This window comes from Vreelandella lutescens (assembly GCF_014640815.1).
Lineage (GTDB): Bacteria > Pseudomonadota > Gammaproteobacteria > Pseudomonadales > Halomonadaceae > Vreelandella > Vreelandella lutescens.
In genome coordinates, this window is record NZ_BMHM01000001.1 from 657,092 (window position 1) to 677,212 (window position 20,121).

At 57.2% G+C, this 20,121-nt stretch carries 20 protein-coding genes; 5 read left to right on the forward strand and 15 right to left on the reverse strand.

Going from position 1 to position 20,121, the window contains the following annotated elements:
• Nucleotides 1–180 precede the first annotated feature (180 nt).
• The 3 genes from IEW65_RS03060 to IEW65_RS03070 all read left to right on the forward strand — a co-directional run bounded on the left by IEW65_RS03060 (nt 181) and on the right by IEW65_RS03070 (nt 4,616).
• Nucleotides 181–2,646, forward strand: a complete 2,466-nt coding sequence (locus IEW65_RS03060) for a DUF1266 domain-containing protein (protein WP_188638031.1) — start codon at nt 181–183, stop codon at nt 2,644–2,646.
• Between the two features lie 106 nt (nt 2,647–2,752).
• Nucleotides 2,753–3,388, forward strand: coding sequence for a C40 family peptidase (locus tag IEW65_RS03065; RefSeq protein ID WP_188638032.1), 636 nt, complete (start codon nt 2,753–2,755; stop codon nt 3,386–3,388).
• A gap of 37 nt (nt 3,389–3,425) precedes the next feature.
• Nucleotides 3,426–4,616, forward strand: a complete 1,191-nt coding sequence (locus IEW65_RS03070; protein ID WP_188638033.1) for an MFS transporter — start codon at nt 3,426–3,428, stop codon at nt 4,614–4,616.
• Here IEW65_RS03070 and IEW65_RS03075 read toward each other — a convergent pair.
• Genes IEW65_RS03075 through IEW65_RS03095 form a run of 5 tightly spaced genes read right to left on the reverse strand, consistent with a single transcriptional unit; the run spans nt 4,581 to nt 9,404 of the window.
• Entirely contained in the window at nt 4,581–5,216 is a 636-nt protein-coding gene (locus IEW65_RS03075; RefSeq protein ID WP_188638034.1) for an ABC transporter ATP-binding protein, read from the reverse strand. The genes IEW65_RS03070 and IEW65_RS03075 overlap by 36 nt on opposite strands.
• Nucleotides 5,209–6,027, reverse strand: a complete 819-nt coding sequence (locus tag IEW65_RS03080; protein ID WP_188638035.1) for an ATP-binding cassette domain-containing protein — start codon at nt 6,025–6,027, stop codon at nt 5,209–5,211. The genes IEW65_RS03075 and IEW65_RS03080 overlap by 8 nt, the downstream gene beginning before the upstream one ends.
• Before the next feature lie 28 nt (nt 6,028–6,055).
• A complete protein-coding gene (locus IEW65_RS03085) occupies nt 6,056–6,853 on the reverse strand; it encodes an ABC transporter permease (RefSeq protein ID WP_188638036.1) in 798 nt (265 codons plus the stop codon).
• The gene (locus IEW65_RS03090; protein WP_188638037.1) at nt 6,850–7,830 is read right to left on the reverse strand and encodes an ABC transporter permease; all 981 of its coding nucleotides are present in this window, start codon (nt 7,828–7,830) and stop codon (nt 6,850–6,852) included. The genes IEW65_RS03085 and IEW65_RS03090 overlap by 4 nt, the downstream gene beginning before the upstream one ends.
• Entirely contained in the window at nt 7,821–9,404 is a 1,584-nt protein-coding gene (locus IEW65_RS03095; RefSeq protein WP_188638038.1) for an ABC transporter substrate-binding protein, read from the reverse strand. The genes IEW65_RS03090 and IEW65_RS03095 overlap by 10 nt, the downstream gene beginning before the upstream one ends.
• A gap of 105 nt (nt 9,405–9,509) precedes the next feature.
• On the opposite strand from IEW65_RS03095, the gene nikR reads away from it, so the two are divergent.
• Nucleotides 9,510–9,911, forward strand: a complete 402-nt coding sequence (gene nikR / locus IEW65_RS03100; RefSeq protein WP_188638039.1) for a nickel-responsive transcriptional regulator NikR — start codon at nt 9,510–9,512, stop codon at nt 9,909–9,911.
• 60 nt (nt 9,912–9,971) lie between these two features.
• Here nikR and IEW65_RS03105 read toward each other — a convergent pair whose 3' ends face one another.
• A complete protein-coding gene (locus tag IEW65_RS03105; protein ID WP_188638040.1) occupies nt 9,972–10,454 on the reverse strand; it encodes an FKBP-type peptidyl-prolyl cis-trans isomerase in 483 nt (160 codons plus the stop codon).
• Nucleotides 10,455–10,630: 176 nt separating this feature from the next.
• Between IEW65_RS03105 and IEW65_RS03110 the strand changes: the two genes are divergently transcribed.
• On the forward strand, nt 10,631–10,912 hold the full coding sequence (locus tag IEW65_RS03110; protein WP_188638041.1) for a hypothetical protein: 282 nt from the start codon (nt 10,631–10,633) through the stop codon (nt 10,910–10,912).
• Nucleotides 10,913–10,984: 72 nt separating this feature from the next.
• Here the strand turns inward: IEW65_RS03110 and IEW65_RS03115 are convergent, their stop codons facing one another.
• From IEW65_RS03115 to IEW65_RS03155, 9 genes are all read right to left on the reverse strand, one after another.
• Nucleotides 10,985–11,452 (reverse strand): outer membrane lipoprotein, encoded by a 468-nt coding sequence (locus tag IEW65_RS03115; protein ID WP_188638042.1) that lies wholly within the window; start codon nt 11,450–11,452, stop codon nt 10,985–10,987.
• A 286-nt stretch (nt 11,453–11,738) separates the two neighbouring features.
• Nucleotides 11,739–13,337 carry an isocitrate lyase gene (locus IEW65_RS03120; RefSeq protein ID WP_188638043.1) on the reverse strand — a complete coding sequence of 533 codons (1,599 nt, stop codon included), beginning with the start codon at nt 13,335–13,337 and terminating at the stop codon, nt 11,739–11,741.
• Nucleotides 13,338–13,720: 383 nt separating this feature from the next.
• A complete protein-coding gene (locus tag IEW65_RS03125; RefSeq protein ID WP_188638044.1) occupies nt 13,721–14,146 on the reverse strand; it encodes a GNAT family N-acetyltransferase in 426 nt (141 codons plus the stop codon).
• Nucleotides 14,147–14,149: 3 nt separating this feature from the next.
• The gene (locus IEW65_RS03130; protein WP_188638045.1) at nt 14,150–15,331 is read right to left on the reverse strand and encodes a cupin domain-containing protein; all 1,182 of its coding nucleotides are present in this window, start codon (nt 15,329–15,331) and stop codon (nt 14,150–14,152) included.
• 50 nt (nt 15,332–15,381) lie between these two features.
• On the reverse strand, nt 15,382–16,767 hold the full coding sequence (gene purB / locus IEW65_RS03135) for an adenylosuccinate lyase (RefSeq protein WP_188638046.1): 1,386 nt from the start codon (nt 16,765–16,767) through the stop codon (nt 15,382–15,384).
• Between the two features lie 55 nt (nt 16,768–16,822).
• Nucleotides 16,823–17,461 carry a high frequency lysogenization protein HflD gene (gene hflD, locus IEW65_RS03140; protein ID WP_188638047.1) on the reverse strand — a complete coding sequence of 213 codons (639 nt, stop codon included), beginning with the start codon at nt 17,459–17,461 and terminating at the stop codon, nt 16,823–16,825.
• The gene (gene mnmA / locus IEW65_RS03145; RefSeq protein WP_188638048.1) at nt 17,458–18,615 is read right to left on the reverse strand and encodes a tRNA 2-thiouridine(34) synthase MnmA; all 1,158 of its coding nucleotides are present in this window, start codon (nt 18,613–18,615) and stop codon (nt 17,458–17,460) included. The genes hflD and mnmA overlap by 4 nt, the downstream gene beginning before the upstream one ends.
• Before the next feature lie 73 nt (nt 18,616–18,688).
• Entirely contained in the window at nt 18,689–19,159 is a 471-nt protein-coding gene (locus IEW65_RS03150) for an NUDIX hydrolase (RefSeq protein ID WP_188638049.1), read from the reverse strand.
• A complete protein-coding gene (locus IEW65_RS03155; RefSeq protein ID WP_188638050.1) occupies nt 19,156–19,863 on the reverse strand; it encodes a pseudouridine synthase in 708 nt (235 codons plus the stop codon). Before IEW65_RS03155 ends, IEW65_RS03150 begins: the two co-directional genes overlap by 4 nt.
• Nucleotides 19,864–20,121 lie beyond the last annotated feature (258 nt).

Below are 20,121 nucleotides of genomic sequence, written 5' to 3' on the forward strand. Positions count from 1 at the left end.
GTCACCCACGCTTCGCGTCTTATGCTGCCCGGCCTTTGCGCCGGGCAGCGCTGTTTTGTGTAGCGGCTATCGGTCTTGGCAACAGATTCCGTTACACTATGCCGCTTTTGGCAGCCCGGCTCGGCTGCTCTATTTTTGTATGGCTTTCATTGATTGCTTTCTGTTTCTTCGAGGTGTCTTTTGGTCGACGCACTAAATGCCTGGTGGGCTCAACAGCTCGTGCTGTGTGATTGGGCTTTTACACCGCACCCACTCGCGGTGGATGCGGTAGCGGCGGAACAACGCCTGCTGCAGCTGGGTATTGCCGATCGTGGCGCGTTGGCAGACCAGTTGTTTTTTGCACTCGGCGCACCGGCTAACAGTGCAGATATGCTGTTGGGCGCACTCGAGTGGGCAGCACTGGCGGGTGCGGCTGGGTGGTTAACTCAGGCGCAGGCCACCACCTGGGCACACCATATAACGCGTCGGATTACCGCAGACTATAGCGATCAGCGAGCGTGGTTGGCGGACCTGCGCCGTGCGCTAGGCGCAAAAGGCTGGGAAACCGGTGCCGATGACCGCTTTATTGATGCCTGCCAAGCGTTGTCTGATCTCGAAAGTGAAGGCGAAGGGGTTACTTGGCAAGCCCTGGACGCCGCGCTTGCCCGCCTGCCTGCTCCCGCCTCGCTATGGCCGCAAGCGCCAGAAGCCACTCCTTGGCGGTTGAATGCCCTGTTTCGACCGGTTGTGATGTATCCGGCCAACGCCGCCGATTGGCCAGACGCCATCGAATGGTTAGAGCGCATTTGGCAGGTGTATGACCGCGAACAATTAATAGAAGTAATGCTATGGCTGAGTGCCCAAGGCGAGCGTCAGCGCTGGGATATTGAAGCCCGCGAGCTTTTGCCCATGGATCATGCCCAGCGTCAGGAGTGGCAGCGTGGCGCGTTAAACGATGCCCCTTACGCTCCGGTACTAACTACCTTTGTGAATCAAGGTGAGCCATTAGAGTGGGCCGCCTGGGATTGGCTGCGGTTAGTAGAGTTAGCGTGGGCGGGTGCCTGCTGTGGCTGGCTAAGCCAAGCGGAAGCCGATGACTTAGCGGCTCATGCGGCTGACTTGGTGGGTCGACGTTACCATGACTGGCACGCCGTGCTGAAAGCCTACATGCGCGGTCAGAGTCTATTTGAAGGCGTAGACCGCCGCGGTATGACGCCCAGCGCACGCCATAAGCTGCTAATGCATGCGCCCTATAGCCCATGGAAGCACACGCTGAGCGCGTTATTGGATGATGCTACCCGCGAAGCCTCCCGCACGCGTATCAAAGCGTGGCGTAATACCCCGCATCACTGGCTGCTGGCCCTGGCGGGTGTGCGTGAGCCGGATGTGATGCTGCGTCAGTTAAATCCTGCCGCTCCCATTGCTGAAGAGCGGCGCGCGGATGCGGCGGTTTACCTACAGGATTCATTGGGCCTGCATGCCGATGAAGGCCATCAGGTGCTGGCGCGCTACTGGTTGCCTGCCCAGGCACACCATTTGAATCAGTTAGCCGCGGATGCCGTGCACGGCGTGATGCCACCATCGCAAACGCGTTTTGGCCAGCCAACGCCCGATGAGTTGAAGCAGCGTAACGCGGTCAAAGGGGTTAGCCGCCACGCCGCGACGATTCACATGGCCGAGAAATTCGCCTTTTACCTGCATATGGCGCTCGATAGCGGCTTGTTTGAGCAAGCGCCGCTTATGGAGCACGCCAACGCGTTGCGTAGCTGCCTGTGCCGTTTTTATGCCTCTCCAAAGCGCCTGTTAGAAGCCTGGTTTGCTTGGGAGAGCTGCCTGCCCGAGCCGGAGCACGATTCGTTGATTAATGAAATTGCCTGGCACCTGGAAGACCCCGGCAGCCTGTTTCATTGGCTGGATTGGCGACCAGATGCTTGGTGCGAACCGGGTGAGCGGCCGACCCTGAGCCACTTTACGGCGATGTCGCTAGTCGGGCCGCTGAACAGTGCGGTGTGGAGCGAGCCGCAGCTGGAGAGCCCCCGGGAGTGCGCAGATATCCGCGAATGGGTAGAGAGCCATTACCACCTGACCAGCGCTGATGACATGCAGGAGTTTTTAACCTTCATGCTGGAGGCAGGTGACCGGCAGGAGTACCAGATTAACTACGCGCCCTACACGCTGAACCCGGAGCGCTTGACAGCCGAAATCGCCATTTTGGAATCCGGTGACTGCGCAGAGGATGAGCGTCATCACCTGCTGCGGCTGCGCCGGGTAAGCACCAATGAAGACGGCTGTAATGATGTCGACATGGCGGCATGGGACATTGCGCAATTGGTAGATCTTGCCATTGCCGCACGGCAGCTAGGTTGGCTTGATAAGCAGGCATTCGCTCAGGTGCTAGACCGCGCCTACCAGCTAGCAGCGGATCACTACTCCGGTTGGCAAGAGTACGCAGCTGGCATGTATGCAGGCTTCTCATTTTTTATGGGCGAAACCCCCGAACGGGAGAGCTTTTTAGCGGGCTTCCGGCAGGCGCTAGTGGCGTGGCTCTGCGGCGCTCCCATACTGGCGGGCCCATGGGCGAGTCTCGATTTTCCGGGCAATAAGCCACGCCATTTTGCGCCGCTGCATATTGATACGCTGCCGGGTGATCAACGAATCTTACATTAGGCTCGCCAAGCATAGGATAACTAGCTTATAGTCCAAGGTTTGAAAAAAATGAGTTTTCTCATGTTTGGGTCTTTTTCTTTTTTAATTCTGTCACGAGGTTAATCGCATGGTTGCGTTGCCACACCCCGCTGTGACCGCTGTCCGTGTTGTAAGTGTTTGTGTCGCCGTTGCTTTTTTAGCTGGCTGTGCAGGCTCCGCCTCACGCCAGGGCATGGAAGCCCCCGAGGACTATTTCTCGATGTCGCTTCCCGGCATGGAAGGAGCCACTCCCCAAATGTCGCCCGCTGATCCAATCAATGCTCACCTGCGTAACCTGCAGACCCCCCCGCCAACAGTCGTGCGCCAAGCGCTGTTAGCGCAGCATCAGCGGTGGGCAGGAACGCCTTATCGGATTGGAGGGACGACGGATCGAGGGATCGACTGCTCCGCCCTGGTAAGAAACGTTTTCCGCGATACCTTTGACGTAGAGTTACCCCGTTCTACCCAAGATCAAGTGCATGAGGGACGCCCGATCGACCGCCAAGAGCTGCAGGCGGGCGATCTGGTCTTCTTCCGCCCACCCGGACGCTACAACCACGTGGGCATTTACGTCGGCAATGGCTATTTCCTGCATGCTTCCACGTCGAAAGGCGTGATTATTTCCAGCCTGGATAATAGTTACTGGCAGCGCTACTACTGGCAGTCGCGTCGTGCTCTAGAGCCGACCAACCTCGCCCAGCTCAGCAGCCGTTTCATGCCGTAAGTGTTCGCCGTGAGCGTTGGTTCACGTTGGAAAGGCCATGATTGAAGCAAAAACGCGCGCCTGGTGGCGCGCGACGGCGGCCCTATGTTTAGGGTCGTTTTTGGTATTTATTAATCTATACGTGCCGCAACCGCTACTGCCGGGCCTGAAAGAGGCTTACGGCGTTTCTACCTTAGGCGTCAGCCTGCTGATGTCGGTATCTACGCTCTCTTTGGCCCTGGCACTGCTGGTGTTTGGGCCGCTCTCCGATGCGATTGGCCGCGAAAGCATCATGCGTATTACGCTGCTCTTGGCGGGCGGTTTATCGCTTGCGCTAGCCTTTGCACCCACCTTTGAAAGCCTATTACTGCTGCGCTTGCTGCAGGGCTTTGTGCTGGGTGGCCTGCCTGCCGTGGCGATTGCCTGGATGGGCGATGAGTTCGATAAAACCGCCTTACTGAGCGCCGTAGGGCTCTATATCGGAGCCAATTCATTAGGTGGCATCAGCGGGCGTATCGTTGGCGGTGGGGCGGCGGCAATAGGCGGGCCTAGCGCTGCGTTCCTGGCGGTGGGGGCCATGACCGTGGTGGGCTGCATCATTTTTTGGCGGCTACTGCCCAATAGCCAAGCGTTCACGCCAAAGCGCTTTCAACTGCGCCAAGCGGCGGGGGACCTGCTCGGCCATTTGCGCTCGCCGGTGCTGCTTGCCGCCTACTGCCTGGGCGGCATTAACTTTCTGATTTTTATTAACCAGTACAGCTATATTACTTTCCGTTTGGCGGAGGCACCCTATCGACTGGCGGCGAGCGGTTTAGGCCTGATCTTTCTCACCTACCTAGGCGGCACCTTTGGCTCGACGGTGTCGGGTAAGTTAGCGGGGCGCTTTTCTCCCGCCCGCTGCATGAGTGCGGGCATTGTGATTCTGATGTTGGGCACCGCCGTGACTCTGGCGGACTCGCTGGCGCTCATCATTCTAGGCTTAACCATTAACGCCTTCGGCTTCTTTTTGGCGCACTCGTTGGCGTCTAGCTGGGTAGGGCGCTACGCCCAAGGCGCACGGGGCAGCGCCTCGGCGCTCTATCTGGTGTTTTACTACCTCGGTGCCAGCATTGGCGGGTTTTGGCTGGAGCCTTTTTGGCGCTGGTCCCAGTGGCAGGGCGTGGCCATCGGCTCGTGGCTGCTGCTGTGCGTAACGTTGGCCATCGGTGTTGGCCTATGGCGCTTCGAGCTCCGTGCTACTAACACGTAAGCTGCCGCCTGCCAGATGCCACCGTTGGTTGCACAGCCGGTTGAGTAGTGCTGTGTCGTGACTAATCACGATGACGCCAAGCTGATGGCGTTCAGCGTGCGCTTTAAGCGCCTGCCACAGCGACAGCTGAGTGATGGGGTCCAGCATGGTGGAAATCTCATCGGCCACCACATAGCGGACACCGGGGGCGAGGGCGCGCAGCACGCACACTCGCTGTAGCTCGCCTCCGGATAGCGCATTAGGAAAACGCTTCAGCCATTGCGGCTCAATGCCAAAACCCTCTATCAGCGTATCTGGCGGTGTCCACGCTTCCTTCAATATCTTTCCTACCCGCCAGCGCGGGTTTACCGCCAATTCAGGCGACTGCGGCAACCACTGAACGGGTCGTACCCCTCGTGCAGGCAGCAAAGAGCCGTCTATGGTCACGCTGCCCTGGTGGGGCGCTAGCTGGCCTGCCAACAGCTTGCCAAGCGTTGATTTCCCCGCTCCTGAATCGCCGCTTAGCCCTAACCACTCGCCGGGCGCAAGACGTAGGGAGATATTCGTTAACAGCGGCGAGCCTGACGCAAAGCGAAACGATAGTTGATGGGCTTCAAGCAAAGGCAGGCTCCTGACATAAGACGCTGGGCTGCGTGCTGAACGCGTTATCCGGTAGTGCCTGCCACAGTGACCGCGCATAGGGACTTGTCAGCTGTTCGCCCTGGCCACGAAACGCTTGAGCCGTTGCCGTCTCTATACCTCTACCCTGGTACATTACAGTGACTCGGTCGGCAACGGGCAGGGCGTGGCGCAGGTCGTGGGTAATCAGCATCACCGCTTTGCCCTCGCGTGCGATGGCTTTTAGCTTTGCCAATACGCGGTCACGCTGTGTGGGGTCAAGGCCCACGCTGGGTTCATCGGCAATCACTAGCTGGGCGTTACTGACCTGGGCCATGGCGATGAGTACGCGGCGGGCCATGCCGCCCGAAAGTTCGTGGGGGTAGTGGGTGGCGGCGTGGCTTAGCTGGTAGTGGGCCAGCAGCTCATCTGCTCGCTGCTGGGCCGCTGGGCGTCCCAATCCTGCCCGTTGGGCCGCCCAGCGCACCTGTTGACGGCTCCGTGCGAGAGGATCAAGAGCGCTTAATGATTGTGGAATGAGCGCTAGCTGACGGCCACGAAGCTGACGTTGGCGCGCAGGGGTTAATGGCGTCGCCTGAAAATGCAAAGCCCCTTCCAGCCTGGCCGCCGAGGGCAACAGTCCCATAATGGCAGCCGCCAATAGGCTTTTACCGGCACCGGACGCACCAACAACGGCATGCACTTCGCCGGGTGCTATGTGCAGCGAAAGCGCGTCAATACAGGTTGTCCACTCTTGTCGCCACCAGTGGGGGTAGTGGGGAAGTTGCAGGATTAGCCGGTCGATGTGCAGCATGGCAAGTTCCTTGAGTGAACAGTGGTGCCTACAGCGCTTTGCGTAGTAGCGCGGCGAAGCGCTCAATGGCTAGAACCATGAGCAGTAAACCCAGCCCAGGAAAAACGCCGAGCCACCAGTAACCGCCGGTGAGGTAGCGCATAGCATCGGCCAGTAAGACGCCGATGGCGGGTTGGCTCGGGTCGAGGCCAACACCTAAAAAGGTGAGCGCGGCTTCATGCAAAATGGCGTGGGGAAACAGCAGCAGCGCGCCGACCAAGCAGTGGGGCAGCAAGTGGGGCAGCAGGTGGTGCCACACAATAAACCCCTGGCGTTTGCCGAATCCTTTGGAAATCGCTACGTACGGGGCATGGCGTACGCTAAGTAGCTCTGCTCGGAGCACCCTAGCAAGGCTGGGCCAGTGGGTCAGCGCGACGGCGATAATCACCGCCTGGGTTCCGCCGCCCAAAGCAAACGCTATCAGCAGCAGTAAAATCAGATGCGGCACGCTCAGCAGCGTATCAATCAGCAGGCTGACCAGTGCATCTAGCGTTGATGACAGCATGGCAAGGCTTGCAAGACTTAAAGCAATCAGCGTGCCCAGCAACGCAGCGCTAAGGCCTACCCAGAAACTCAGAGAAAGCCCGGCTAGCGTGCGTGCCCATAACTCACGGCCCAGGGCGTCAGTGCCCAGCCAATGGCTGGCGCTAGGAGGCATCAAGCGTGCCTCAAACTGCATATGAAGAGGAGTATCGCCCAACCAAAAACGGCTGCTAAGCAGGAGCGCTACCAGTAGGCAGAGTACCCCTGCATAGCCTGCTGCCAGTAAGCGCGGTTGGTGGTTCATCGCTGCCCCTGCGCGATTCGCGGGTCAGCAAGGTGATACAGGCCATCGGCGATGAGGTTGCCGATGCTTACAAACAGTGCGGTAAATAGCGCAATCGCGAGCAGCAGCGGCACATCGCTTCTTAAGCCTGCCGCTACGGTGGCCTGACCAAGCCCAGGGTAAGCAAAAACTTGCTCAATCAGCAGTGAGCCGCCAAACAGCTCGCCAAGTGAGGCAAACGCCAGGGTAATGGCGGGCAGGCTGGCATGGCGAATGCCATGACGCCAGGCAATGTCGAAGCGGCTCGCCCCCTGGGCAAAGGCGTGCAGCGCGGTCTCTGAGCGCATAAACGCCACCATTTTGGCACGTGTGTGCAGTGTAATCGTGGCCATGCCCAGCAGTGCCAGTGTCGCAATCGGTAAGATCAGATGATGTAGCCGTGTTAGCGGATCAACCTCTTGCCTGAGGACGCCCGCGGGCCCCGCGCAGCAGGTGGGTGTCCAGCCGAGCGTTACTGAAAAGAGCAGTAGGGCCAGCATGGCAAGCCAAAAGGTGGGCGTCGACGCGGTGACATAGGCATAGCCGCTAATGAAGCGGTCAAGCCAAGAGCCCTCTTTACTGCCTGCCGCGATGCCCAGGATCATTCCCAGGAGTAGCGCCAGCAGCCACGCGCTGAACAGCAGAGCCAATGAACGCTGAAAGCGCTGTTGAATCACCTCGCTGACGGGCTGGTTATAGATATGGCTCCAGCCAAGCTCTCCGCTGAGCACGTGACGCAACCAGTGACTAAATTGAACACTTGCCGGCGCATCGAATCCCCATTGTTCAGCAATCAGGGCGCGCTGTTCTGGGCTTACTTGGGCCATCTGTGGGCCAAGATAGGCGTCCACTGGGTCGATGGGCGAGAGCATCATCAGCCCAAACGAAACCGCTGCCACGCACAGCAAGACAAGCATCAGCCGCAGTATACGGCTGGCTAGCCATGCCGTTAATCGCATGTCCAGCGCCATTCGAGCAGATTGGCGGTTACAGGCCAGCCGTGGCCGTGGGGGGCAACGCCTAGCTTGCCTAAATCCAGACAGCGGTTAGTGGCATACACGTGGGCAAGATTGACCATCCAAGCCCAACTGGTATCGCCTTGAAGTCCGTAACCAGTGTTGCCGTCCCACTGAGCGGCCCGCCAGTGTTGATTGGCTTCTTCAGCGTTAGCGGCGGCTTGTGCGGTATCCAAGTGGTGGTCGACTGTTTCGTTGGCGTAGTAACCACTGTTGTAAAAACCAACCCCGGCGTGCTCGCTATGGAACAGATAGTAAATTTCCTGCGGACTTTGGCTGCCAAAGCCAAACACGATGGCGTCTTGGTGCAGTGCTTCTCTCTGTATCTCATCCCAGTAGCGGCCGGTGGGTTGCATCTCGATGCCGAGCGGCCGCACCATTTCGGCGCTCACCTGGGCGAGCTGTTGGCGCGTGGTGTCGCTTGATGGATAGGTGAGACGAAAGCGTGCAGGCTGGCCGTTTTTAAAACGCAGCTCGTCCTCGTTCTGACGAACCCAGCCCGCTTCATCGAGTAGGGCGTTAGCGCGGGCAAGATTAGGCGTTGCCACCTTCTCATCTTCATGGCTCCAGGGAAGGCCATCGGCTGGGCCAAAGGCGGGACGGCCAAAGCCGTTTAACGCGACATCCACGAGCGTCTCACGGTCGAGGGCTAAATTGACTGCCTGACGAATCGCGAGATCGGCCGTTACGTTATTTCCAATCGGTGCACCGTTGGCAGCTTGTTCATCCTCATCAGGCTGCATGGGGAACAGAATGCCGCGGTTGTCGACGCTCTCCATAATGACCCGCTGCATTTGGTTGGGTATGTTTTTCGCTAATGCTTGCGGTATCGCAGCGAGATCCACCTGGCCCGCATGGGCAGCACTGAGGGTGGCGGCTTCATCCGTAAATAGAAACACTAACCGCTCAAAGATTGGCGTGGGGCCATAAAAGTAAGGGTTACGCTCAACAATCAACTGCTCTCCCTCTTGCCACTCGACAAGCTGATAAGGGCCTGACCCCAGCGGCTGCCTGCCATACCCTTCGCCGTAGCCGTTGTCGCGTTCTGCGTCAGGCACAATGCCCAGTGTCATGAGTTGATCAATAAAGGTAATGCGCGGTGTGGTAAGCGTGAGCTCGACAGTGTTACCGTCGACGGCTCGGGCACTGTCCAGCGCGCTAAGATCCGCGCGACCACCGGCCTCTGCGGCGGCGTTAAAGGTGAAGGCCACATCCTCAGCGGTAAGGGGAGTGTTATCGGAAAAGCGCACGTCTGTGCGTAACGTGAGGGTCCAGGTAAGGCGATCTTCAGAAAGTGCCCACTCGGTGGCTAAACCAGGTTGTGGGGTTAAATCCTGTCCAAGGGTCAGCAGTGTGGATTGAAAGAGCGGGTTGCCGTACTGGCCCCACCCAAGCAGCGGGTTAAACCCTTGCTCTGGTTCGCCGCCAATCGCCAGCACTAGCTGGTCTTTAGCTGATGCTGGCGCGCTTAGCGCCACGCATGCGGCCGCTAGAGCCAGTATGATAGTGCGACGCATAAGACACCTTTTAAGGCTGATAGTATGATGTTTTTACAATAACATCATACTATCAGCGCTGGAAGTTGCGGCAGGACACCACCCCGGATCAGCGAAGGAGAGAGTATGCAGCGGGTAACCGTAACGCTGGATGAGGATCTGTTAAGTGACGTCGATGCACTGATGGCGCTGCGTGGCTATCAAAATCGCTCGGAGGCCATTCGCGACCTGACCCGTCATGGACTAAAGCAGGCAAAAGAACAAGTGGCACCTGATGCGCCATGCATGGGGGCATTGGTGTATGTTTATGACCATGCGGCGCGAGATTTATCAAAACGGTTAACTCGACACTCCCACGACCACCATGATTTAACGCTTTCAACGCTGCATGTGCATATCAATCACGATAGCTGCCTGGAAGTCGCGCTGTTAAAAGGGCAGGGAAGTGCACTAAAGCAGTTTTCTGACGAAGTGACATCGTCGCGCAGCGTTCGCTACGGTCAGCTTGTGTTGATTCCTAATGAGTAAGCTAAATAGCGGCCATTAAAAAGGGCGGCTCATTGGCCGCCCCTGATAGCATGCGAGAGCTTAGTGCTCAACGCCGCCTTCGCCGTGCACGTGACCGTGCTCAACTTCTTCTTGGCTTGCCTCGCGAACGGTCGCAATCTCAACATCAAAGTTGAGGTGCTGGCCTGCCAGCGGGTGGTTGCCATCTACTACAACGGTGTCGCCTTCGACTTGCTTGACGGTCACCATCAGCGGGCCACCTTGAGTCTGGGCTTGAAACTGCATGCCCGGCTCAATGCTTTCGACGCCTTGGAATGCATCGCGCGGTACTTCTTGCATCAGCTGCTCTTGAACTTCGCCGTAACCTTCTGCAGGGGCAACTTTAACGTTCAGTTTGTCGCCAGCTGCACGACCTTCAAGCTCTTTTTCCAGGCCCGGAATGATATTGCCAGCACCGTGGAGGTACGTCAGCGGCTCGCGGCCCTCAGAACTATCTAGCACCTCACCTGCATCGTTGGTCAGGGTGTAGTGGAACGCGACAACCGAGTTTTGCGCAATTTGCATTGATTAACCTTTCGGTGAGTGCATGTCCCAACATGGTAACGCGTGTGGGCCAGCTTGTCAGGGGGTAAGCCGGGTTTTTCCACCCCCAAGCCTTTAGCGGTATTGCGCCTGGGGGTGTCCAGGGATACCCTACAGCGACCACTTTTCCACCTGACATACACTCACTGGAGTCTGTTATGACCATCTTCTTGATTTGGGTTGTTGCGTTTGTCCTGATTGCTTATTTTGCTAATAAGCGTTGGGAAAGCGGCGTTAGCCAAGGGCTGGACAAAATGTTGCCTAGCGTGCTGAAAAGCCACGGCGACAACCGCTATATGTGGATAGCTGCCATTGCGGTGCTGGGCGCGACGACATTGATCCGCCCTGTGGATGTACTGCTGGTGGCTATTTTGCTGGCATTAATTGGGTTAGCGGTGTTCAAACTGGCCAACTGGGCTAGTAACAAAGTTACGCATTAAGAGTCATGCTCTAAAAAGCAAAACAGCCCGACCATGTTGATGGTCGGGCTGTTTTTTTTTACAGGGTATTAATTAATAGGGTGCGACGCTCAAGTTGGCACCGCTACCAATTAAACGAACCCGTTGACCTGCTTGATAGGCACGGTCTGCGCGCTGTACGACGACGACATCGGTTCCATCATCGCGACGAACTTCAATTTCAAGCGCATTAACACGGTTAACGCGGTCTTCAGCGGCAGTACCTGCGACCGCACCACCCAATGCACCGGCAACGGTCGCCAGCTGACGTCCAGTGCCGCCGCCAATCTGATTACCTAAAATACCGCCAATCACTGCACCACCGCCTCCGCCAAGCAAGTTACCAGTGCGGCTATCTGCCTGGATTTGAACTTGTCTAACTGCCACGATGGTGCCGTAGGTAACGCTCTGGCCCGTTTGCGCTTGGTTGCCGCGATACACATCGCCGGAATAAGTAGAGGTATTGGCGCAGCCTGCCAGTGTCAGAATGCTTAATGCAGCAACGGGTAGTAAACGTTTCATTAAAACCTCCAGTAGGTATCAGCAGCTAGCGTCAGCATTGATGGCTGCGAATCGATTGCAAAACGTTGCATACAGCTTGTTTTAGAACAGCGTTCGTTAAAAGATAACGGAATCGTGCAGCTTTGACCAGCTATCCAGAAAAAAGGTCACAAAGAAGAGTGTAGACAGGCATTAAGAAAGCAGTGTGCAAAAATGTTGCACCCTGTTAGGGAAATGAAAAGTGCCAAAAGCAGTTGCCAAAAAACAGGAGGCCGAGGCCTCCTGTGCGTGACGCATTGGTCGTGTATTAACCAAATTGGTTCATGGTGTTGTCTTTGCCGCCTGCTTTAAGAGCAGCGTCGCCGTGGAAGAACTCTTTATGGTCGTCGCCGATGTTAGAGCCTGCCATATCCTGGTGCTTAACGGTGGCAATACCCTGACGAATCTCTTGACGTTGCACGCCTGCGACGTAGGCCAGCATACCTTCGTCGCCGAAGTAGCCCTTGGCTAAATTGTCGGTGGATAGCGCGGCCGTGTGGTAGGTGGGCAGCGTAATCAGGTGGTGGAAAATACCGGCTTCGCGTGCGCTGTCGCGCTGGAAGTTGCGGGTCCACTCATCCGCAAGCTGGCCAAGCTCTGTGTTGTCGTACTCGACGCTCATCAGCTTATCGCGCTGGTAAGCTGATACATCCTTACCTTCTTTCTCCCACGCATCAAATACTTGCTGGCGGAAGTTCAGCGTCCAGTTGAAGGAGGGCGAGTTGTTGTACACCAGCTTAGCGTCCGGCACTACTTCACGAATACGGTTGACCATGCTGGCAATTTGGCCAACGTGAGGCTTCTCGGTTTCGATCCACAGCAGATCCGCACCGTTTTGTAGGCTAGTAATACAGTCCAAGATGACGCGATCTTCGCCGCTGCCCGCTTTGAACTGGTACAAGCCTGAGGCAAGGCGCTTGGGTTTCACCAGCTTGCCATTTTGCTTGATCACCACGTCACCGTTATTAATATCGGCGGCGTTTTCAATCACATCGCCATCCAGGAAGCTGTTGTACTGGTCGCCCAGGTCGCCCGGCTCATGAGTGACGGCAATTTTCTGCGTTAGGCCTGCGCCTAGCGAGTCGGTGCGGGCGACAATGACACCATCGTCTACGCCGAGCTCAAGGAAGGCGTATCGCACCGCGTTGATTTTGGCCAGGAAGTCCTCGTGGGGGACGGTGACTTTGCCGTCCTGGTGGCCACACTGCTTCTCATCCGATACTTGGTTTTCAAGCTGGATGCAGCAAGCACCGGCTTGAATGAATTTTTTGGCCAGCAGGTAAGTCGCTTCTGCGTTCCCAAAGCCTGCGTCGATGTCGGCAATGATCGGCACGATATGAGTTTCGTAGTTGTCGATCTTGCTGATTAGCTCTTGCTCTTTCGCGTTGTCACCCGCGGCTTTTGCGTCATCCAGGGCGCGGAACAGGTGGTTGAGCTCCCAGGAGTCTGCTTGCTTCAAGAAGGTGTAAAGCTCTTCAATCAGATTAGCGACCGAGGTTTTTTCATGCATGGACTGGTCAGGCAGGGGCCCAAACTCAGAGCGCAGCGCGGCGACCATCCAGCCAGAAAGGTAGAGGTAGCGGCGTTGAGTGGTGCCAAAATGCTTTTTGATGGAGATCAGCTTCTGTTGGCCGATAAAGCCGTGCCAGCACCCTAGCGATTGTGTGTACTGTGAAGTATCGGCGTCGTAGGCGGCCATATCGTCACGCATGATTTTGGCCGTGTAGCGGGCAATGTCCAAACCGGTATGAAAACGGTTCTGGGCACGCATGCGGGCGGCGTATTCAGGTTTGATCGCTGACCACTTGCCGCCTTGAGCTTCGCGCAATTGGGCCATGGCTTTGATATCGTCGAGCAGTCCTGACATGAGCTGATTCCTCCGGGGTTTTATCATCGTTCGCACGTTAACTTATTCTTATGCTGCACCTGCGAGATAGATTCCAGCATTGTTCAATTTCGCAGCGCTGTCTCTACGCCAATCGTCTCTTAGTAAAACGTCGCGGCTAGGCGCTTTGCTTCATACAGCGTAGTGAGCTAATCACTAGGTCGTTCGTTAACGCTGCAGTGCAATAACTATCTACCAGGGGAAGGTATTCAACAATTGTCACTTGGGGGCACACGGCGTTGTAGTCCGACGACAGCGACTACGCCAAACGCCCTGTTTGTGTAGTCGTTTTCCGTCATAACGAGCCAGTAGGCATAAAAAAAGCGCCACACAAGGTGGCGCTTTGGTAGGGCAGGCGAGGCAGATTACAGCGCGAGCACCATCTCTCGATGGGGAATGCCCGCATCCATAAACACATCGCCGTGTGCGACAAACCCCAGGCGTTCATAGAAGGCGAGGGCATGCAGCTGGGCGCTAAGCGCGGCGTGAGTGTGTCCTGCTGCGCGAGCGGCCTCAATGGTGGCTTCCATTAACTGGTAGCCAATACCAGTGCCGCGTGCGCTGCTTAGCACAGCGACGCGACCAATATGGCCATCGGGCAGTAGACGCGCTGTGCCCACCGGCTTGCCATTGAGCATGGCGAGAAAGTGCAGGCAATCCGCGTCGCGGCCATCCCACTCTTCCTCTTGTGGAACGCGCTGCTCGTCAATAAAGACCACCCGGCGAATCAGCGAAGCTGCCTCTCCCAGTGTCTCCCAATTACCACGCTGAACGGTTGTGACTGCAGCCACGCCTTACTCCTCGTCGTCGCCTTCGCCCATGAAGCCGAGGCTGCCCGTATTGATCAGCCGCGTGAGCAGGGCGGCGGCACCGTCGATTTCCAGCACTTCTTCGTACATCGGTGTGGGGTCAGCAAGGCGTTTTGCCAGCGTGTCAGAGCAGGCGTGCCCGTCGCCATCGACAAACAGCGTGGTGCCTGTGGCATCGCTGCGCCAGGCAAAGCGCGAACCCGGCATATGGAACAGCGGCTCACCGTGTTGTAGTTGAGCAACAAGGTCAGCTTCGCTCATCGGCTCTTCAAGAGGCACGACTTGATCCATATATTTGGGTTGGGTCATCACACGACCAAACCATTGGGCCACCTGCTCAGGGTTATCCAGCGTTGCGAGCATAAACTGGCGCATGCGCTCAACGGCGGCATCGTCTAATTCGCCAAGCGCTTCTGCCGGGGCCATGCCCGCATCGCTGTAGCGCTGAGAGTCAGACATTTGCTCGCCGACGTAGTCGGCGTAGGACGTAATCGCTTCGTCTGCAGAAGGCGCACGGAAACCCACCGAAATGGTCATGCAGTCGTCGGTTTGGCTGACGCCGTGATGTGCCCAACCGGGGGGTAGATACAGCATGTCGCCCGGTGCCAGCGTCCAGTCAGAGTCTGCTTCAATCTCGAAAGATTCCAGAATGCGCAGGTCAATGCCCTGGATAATGGCGGCATTATCCTGCTGTTTGCCGCCAAGCTGCCAACGACGGTGGCCGCTTGCCTGCAGTAGAAACACATCATACTGGTCGATATGCGGGCCTACACTGCCGCCGGGCGGGGCGTAGCTCACCATGATGTCGTCCAACCGCCAGCTGGGTAGGAAATCAAACTCTTCCATTAGCGCCGCAATCGAGGGCACATAATGATCCACTGCTTGAACCAGCAGGCTCCAGTGGCCTTCGGGTAGGCGCTCGAAGGTGGCGTCGTCAAACGGCCCGTGGGACACCTGCCAGGGGCCATCGGGACCGTTCTCTTCTACTAGCCGGGCTTCGACGCCGGGCTCACAGGCAAGACCTGCCAGTTCGTCGGGGTCGATGGGGCTGACGAAATCAGGGATAGCGCCACGAATCAGCAGTGGCTTCTGCTGCCAGTAGTTGGCCAAGAAGTCTGCTGGCGTTAAATCGCCCAGCAGGGTGAGTGGCTTATCGTGATGACTCATGGCGTTATCCTAGTTCAAGTGAGCGCTACGTCAGTGTCGCAGGGCGTCGTTTAGAGTGCAGCAAGCCGCTGGTTAAGTGCTTCGGCCTGGGCCTTCGCATTACCAATATAGCTGGCGGGCGAAAGAGCCTTCAGCTCATTTTTGACCGTCTCGGGCAGCTCAAGGGTATCAATAAAGGCCGCAAAGCCTGCCTGATCAATACGCTTGCCGCGGGTGAGTTCTTTGAGCTTCTCGTAGGGCTTTTCAATGCCGTAGCGACGCATAACGGTCTGGATCGGCTCGGCCAGCACTTCCCAACTGTTGTCCAGGTCTTCTGCTAGGCGCGACGGGTTAGCTTCCAGCTTGCTGATGCCCTTAAGGCTGGCGTGGTAGCCAATCAAGCCATAGGCCAAGCCAACGCCTAAGTTGCGCAGTACGGTGGAGTCGGTCAGGTCGCGCTGCCAGCGAGAAATCGGCAGTTTCTGTGCCAGGTGGCTCATCACCGCGTTGGCGAGGCCCAGGTTGCCTTCTGAGTTTTCAAAGTCAATCGGGTTGACCTTGTGCGGCATGGTAGAAGAGCCGATTTCGCCTTCCACAGTGCGCTGCTTGAAGTAGCCCAGGGAGATATAGCCCCACACGTCGCGGTCAAAATCGATCAAGATCGTGTTGTAACGGCAGATCGCATCGAACAGCTCGGCAATGTAATCGTGAGGTTCAATTTGCGTGGTGTAGGGGTTGAAGCTTAAGCCCAGGCCTTCCACGAAGGTACGCGCGTTGGCTTCCCAGTCGATATCCGGGTAGGTGGTCAGGTGGGCGTTGTAGTTGCCTACCGCACCGTTGATTTTGCCCAGAATCTCTACACTTTCGATCTGCTTCAGCTGGCGCTTGAGGCGATACGCCACGTTGGCCATCTCTTTGCCCAGCGTGGTGGGGCTGGCGGTTTGGCCATGGGTGCGTGACAGCATCGGCTGGCCTGCATGGGCAATCGCCAGTTTGGCAATCTCATCGGCGACTTCGTGCATTGTTGGCAGCATGGCTTTCAGGCCGTCTGCCAGCATCACGCCGTAAGAGAGGTTGTTGATGTCTTCACTGGTACAGGCGAAGTGGATAAATTCGGTAACGGCGTTCAGCTCTGCCTGGCCTGCAATCTTCTCTTTTAAGAAGTACTCCACCGCTTTCACGTCGTGGTTGGTAGTGCGCTCAATCTCTTTAATGCGCTCCGCGTCATTGACCGAGAAGTCACGAATAAGCTGCTCCAGAAACGCGGTAGCTTCTGCGGAAAGCGGCGGGACTTCGACAATCTGGCCGTGTTCAGCAAGGCGCTGCAGCCAGCGCACTTCCACAATCACGCGTGCACGGATCAGGCCGAATTCGCTGAAGTGTTCACGTAGCGCGGCGGCTTTGGCGCCGTAGCGGCCGTCAACGGGAGAGAGAGCGGTCAGAGCAGAGAGTTGCATGGCTTGGTTTCCAGAGTGGTCAAAGTCGGAGGTCAAAAGTGAGGTATCGTGGCGGCTAGCTGAAGTTATCCAGCGCTTGGCGTAATGCTTTGCGCTGAAAAACCAGCTTCCAGCGGCGGCCGCCCTGCTGATGCCATAGCAGCGCAAAGCGGATACCCGCCATTAAGCAGGCGCGTACCCGTTCTGGCATCATGCGGGTTTGTAAGAGCGACGGGTCGCCCTGTACCACAATGCGCGTTTTAAACGTCGAGATGGTCTCTTGGTAGGTTTCGCCTAAGCTGGCAATGACGTTTTCGTGGGTGGTGCCAAAGTGTTCTGCTTGACCCTGTACATGGGTCAGTTTTTGGCCTAACACGTCCATCATTTGGCGGTCGGTGCGCAGCTTGTTCATCAGCAGTAGCAGCGAAAAGCCGTAGCGCAATACCACCGGGTTGGCCTGCTTTCGGCCCACCAGCGCTTCTAGCGTATCCAGCCCGCGGCGCAGGTTGTTCGGGTGGCCGCCATAAATAGCTTCAAAACTTTCTGGATTGGTGTCTACCGTCGCGTTGATCAGCGTTTCCCACGCACGGGTATCAACTTGCCCAGTGCGGGCGAGCTCATCCACTAGGCTTGCTGCTTGAAAGACCCCCGCCAGCGCGAGGGCCTGGCGGGCGGCGGGGGTGTCGGGCGCACGGTGAATAGGGGTTGCGCTCATGCAGCGGCCTCCGAGGCGTTCCAGGTGGCGCGAATAACGCCGCCGCCTAAGCAGATGTCGTTATCGTAAAGCACCAGCGACTGGCCGGGCGTGACCGCCCACTGGGGGTCGTCAAAAATAACCTCAACGCTGCCATCGGCCTGGGCGACCATTTCGCAGGGGCAGTCGCTTTGGCGGTAGCGGGTTTTGGCGGTAAACCGGCCTTGCTGAACCGGCGGCTTACCGGCTACCCAGTCCATCGCCTCGGTGGCGAGAGCATTGGTGTAAAGCAGCGGATGATGCTTGCCTTGCACCACGATCAGCACGTTGCGCTCGAGATCTTTTGCCGCCACGTACCAGGGGTCTTCGGAGTAGTTGGCCAAGCCGCCAATACCCAACCCTTGGCGTTGGCCGAGGGTGTAATACATCAAGCCCATGTGCTGGCCGATTTCATCGCCTTCGGGGGTCTCGATAGTGCCTGGCTGAGCAGGCAGGTACTGCTGTAAGAAGTCGCGGAAACGACGCTCACCGATAAAGCAGATGCCGGTGGAATCTTTTTTCTTCGCGGTGATGAGGTCGTGCTGTTCGGCTAGTGCGCGCACTTCGGGTTTTTCAAGCTCGCCGACGGGGAACAGCGTACGAGCAATCGCTGCTTCCGGCACCGCATGCAGGAAGTAGCTTTGATCTTTATTGCCATCCAAGCCTTTGAGCAGGCGCGGTAGGCCATCGCGAATGCCCTGGCGTACATAGTGGCCGGTGGCAATTTTGCTGGCCCCCAGCATCTCGGCATACTCCAGGAATACCTTAAACTTAATTTCCCGGTTACACAGGATGTCAGGGTTGGGCGTACGGCCCGCTTTGTACTCCGCCAAGAAGTGCTCGAACACGTTGTCCCAATACTCGGCAGCGAAGTTAGCCGTGTGCAGCTTGATACCCAGCTTGGCGCACACCGCTTCAGCATCGGCGAGATCCTCCTTCGCCGTGCAGTATTCGGTGTTGTCGTCTTCATCCCAGTTTTTCATAAACAGGCCCTCGACCTCGTACCCCTGTTGGAGCAGAAGGAGAGCAGAAACAGAGGAGTCGACGCCGCCAGACATGCCGACAATCACTTTGCCGGTGGCAGCGGTGTGGGTGTCTGGCGCGTTCTGGGTGGCTGTGCCATCGGTGGATGTCATTGGCATCCTCAGTTGAAGTGGTGTGCAATTGGGCGGCGATTATACACGATGGGGGCTCGATGCTTCGAGTGCTTCACTCTTGGATCACCGCAAGCGGGAAGTGACGGTGGTTCAGGGCATCGTCAATGCGTTTTAGCACCAGTGGGCTTCTTAACCGCTGAGCGGCTTCAAGTGCCACGATCTCATCGCGTGTTAGCCAATGGGTAGCCACAATGGCTGGGTCAAGCGACGTGGTGAGCGGCTGTTCCGGTATGCCGGTAAACCCATGGCTATGAAACGTTTCTCCCTCGGGTGTGTGAAAAACGTATAGCCCTAGATAGCCGGTGAGCGACACCTGCCACGCCGTTTCCTCTTGCACTTCCCGCTGTATGGCGGCCACGGGCCCTTCGCCGAGCTCCACGTGTCCGGCAGGTTGATTAAATACCGTGTGCGTGCCCCCTTTGGCTTCTTCCACCATCAAAAAGCGCCCGTCCTGCTGGATGACACAGGCCACTGTGCTGCGAATGATCGGCCGAGCAGTAGAAGGTAGAGAGGATGTGGTCATTTTTTTGGACCTCTCGTGCTGGTGCTCCGTTTGGGCGCTGCTTTGGCGGCCCGTGCTTTCTTGGACGCTGGGTTTTTGGGCGACGCGCTTTTCGATACGCCGTTTTTCGACACGCCGTTTTTAGACATAGAACGTGGCTGTCTGGCGTTGTCTGGGCGTGGGGCGTGCAGGGTCTCTTTGCGCCATTCGCCGGGTGCCAGGTCGCCAAGCTGCCAAGGACCAATGGCCGCACGAACCAGGCGCAGGGTAGGGAAGCCTACATGAGCGGTCATACGCCGCACTTGGCGGTTGCGGCCTTCACTAATGGTGAGTTCTAACCAACTGGTGAGAGGGTGGCGTTTGGGGTCAATCGGCGGCTCACGTTCAGCAATAGCAGGCGGTGCTATACGGCGCGCTTTGGCGGGGAGGGTCGGGCCATCTTTTAACGTAATGCCTGCTTTGAGCGCGCGGATGGCCTCATCGGTAATGTGGCCTTCAAGCTGCACCCAATAGGTTTTTGGCTGCTTGTGTTTGGGGTGGGCAATGCGGTGAATAAGGCTGCCATCATCACTGAGTAGCAGCAGGCCTTCCGAGTCAAAATCAAGGCGGCCAGCGGCGTACACACCTGGGGCGCGAATCACCTCTGCCAAGGTGGCTCTTCCCTGGCTATCGGTAAACTGGGAGAGCATACGGTAGGGTTTGTGCAGTAAATATAGGGTGCTCATCGTCTCACAAGCTGTCTCAAGAACTAGAGGTGGAGGATTTGTCGACAATCGCTCATGCGGTTAAAGTGCAGCGCTGGTATAATCTGGCGCAGCTATTTGAGATGAACCGTTGGCATTGAGATGACCACCGTTTTCATCTGTCGTCATCGTTACCGTAGTAACCACCGAGTGACCAGTCGTACCACCGACTGACCAAAGGGGCAGCGCATACAGGATGCTCCACCCGCTTCGCGGCATGGCTAATCGTTGAATGAGCCG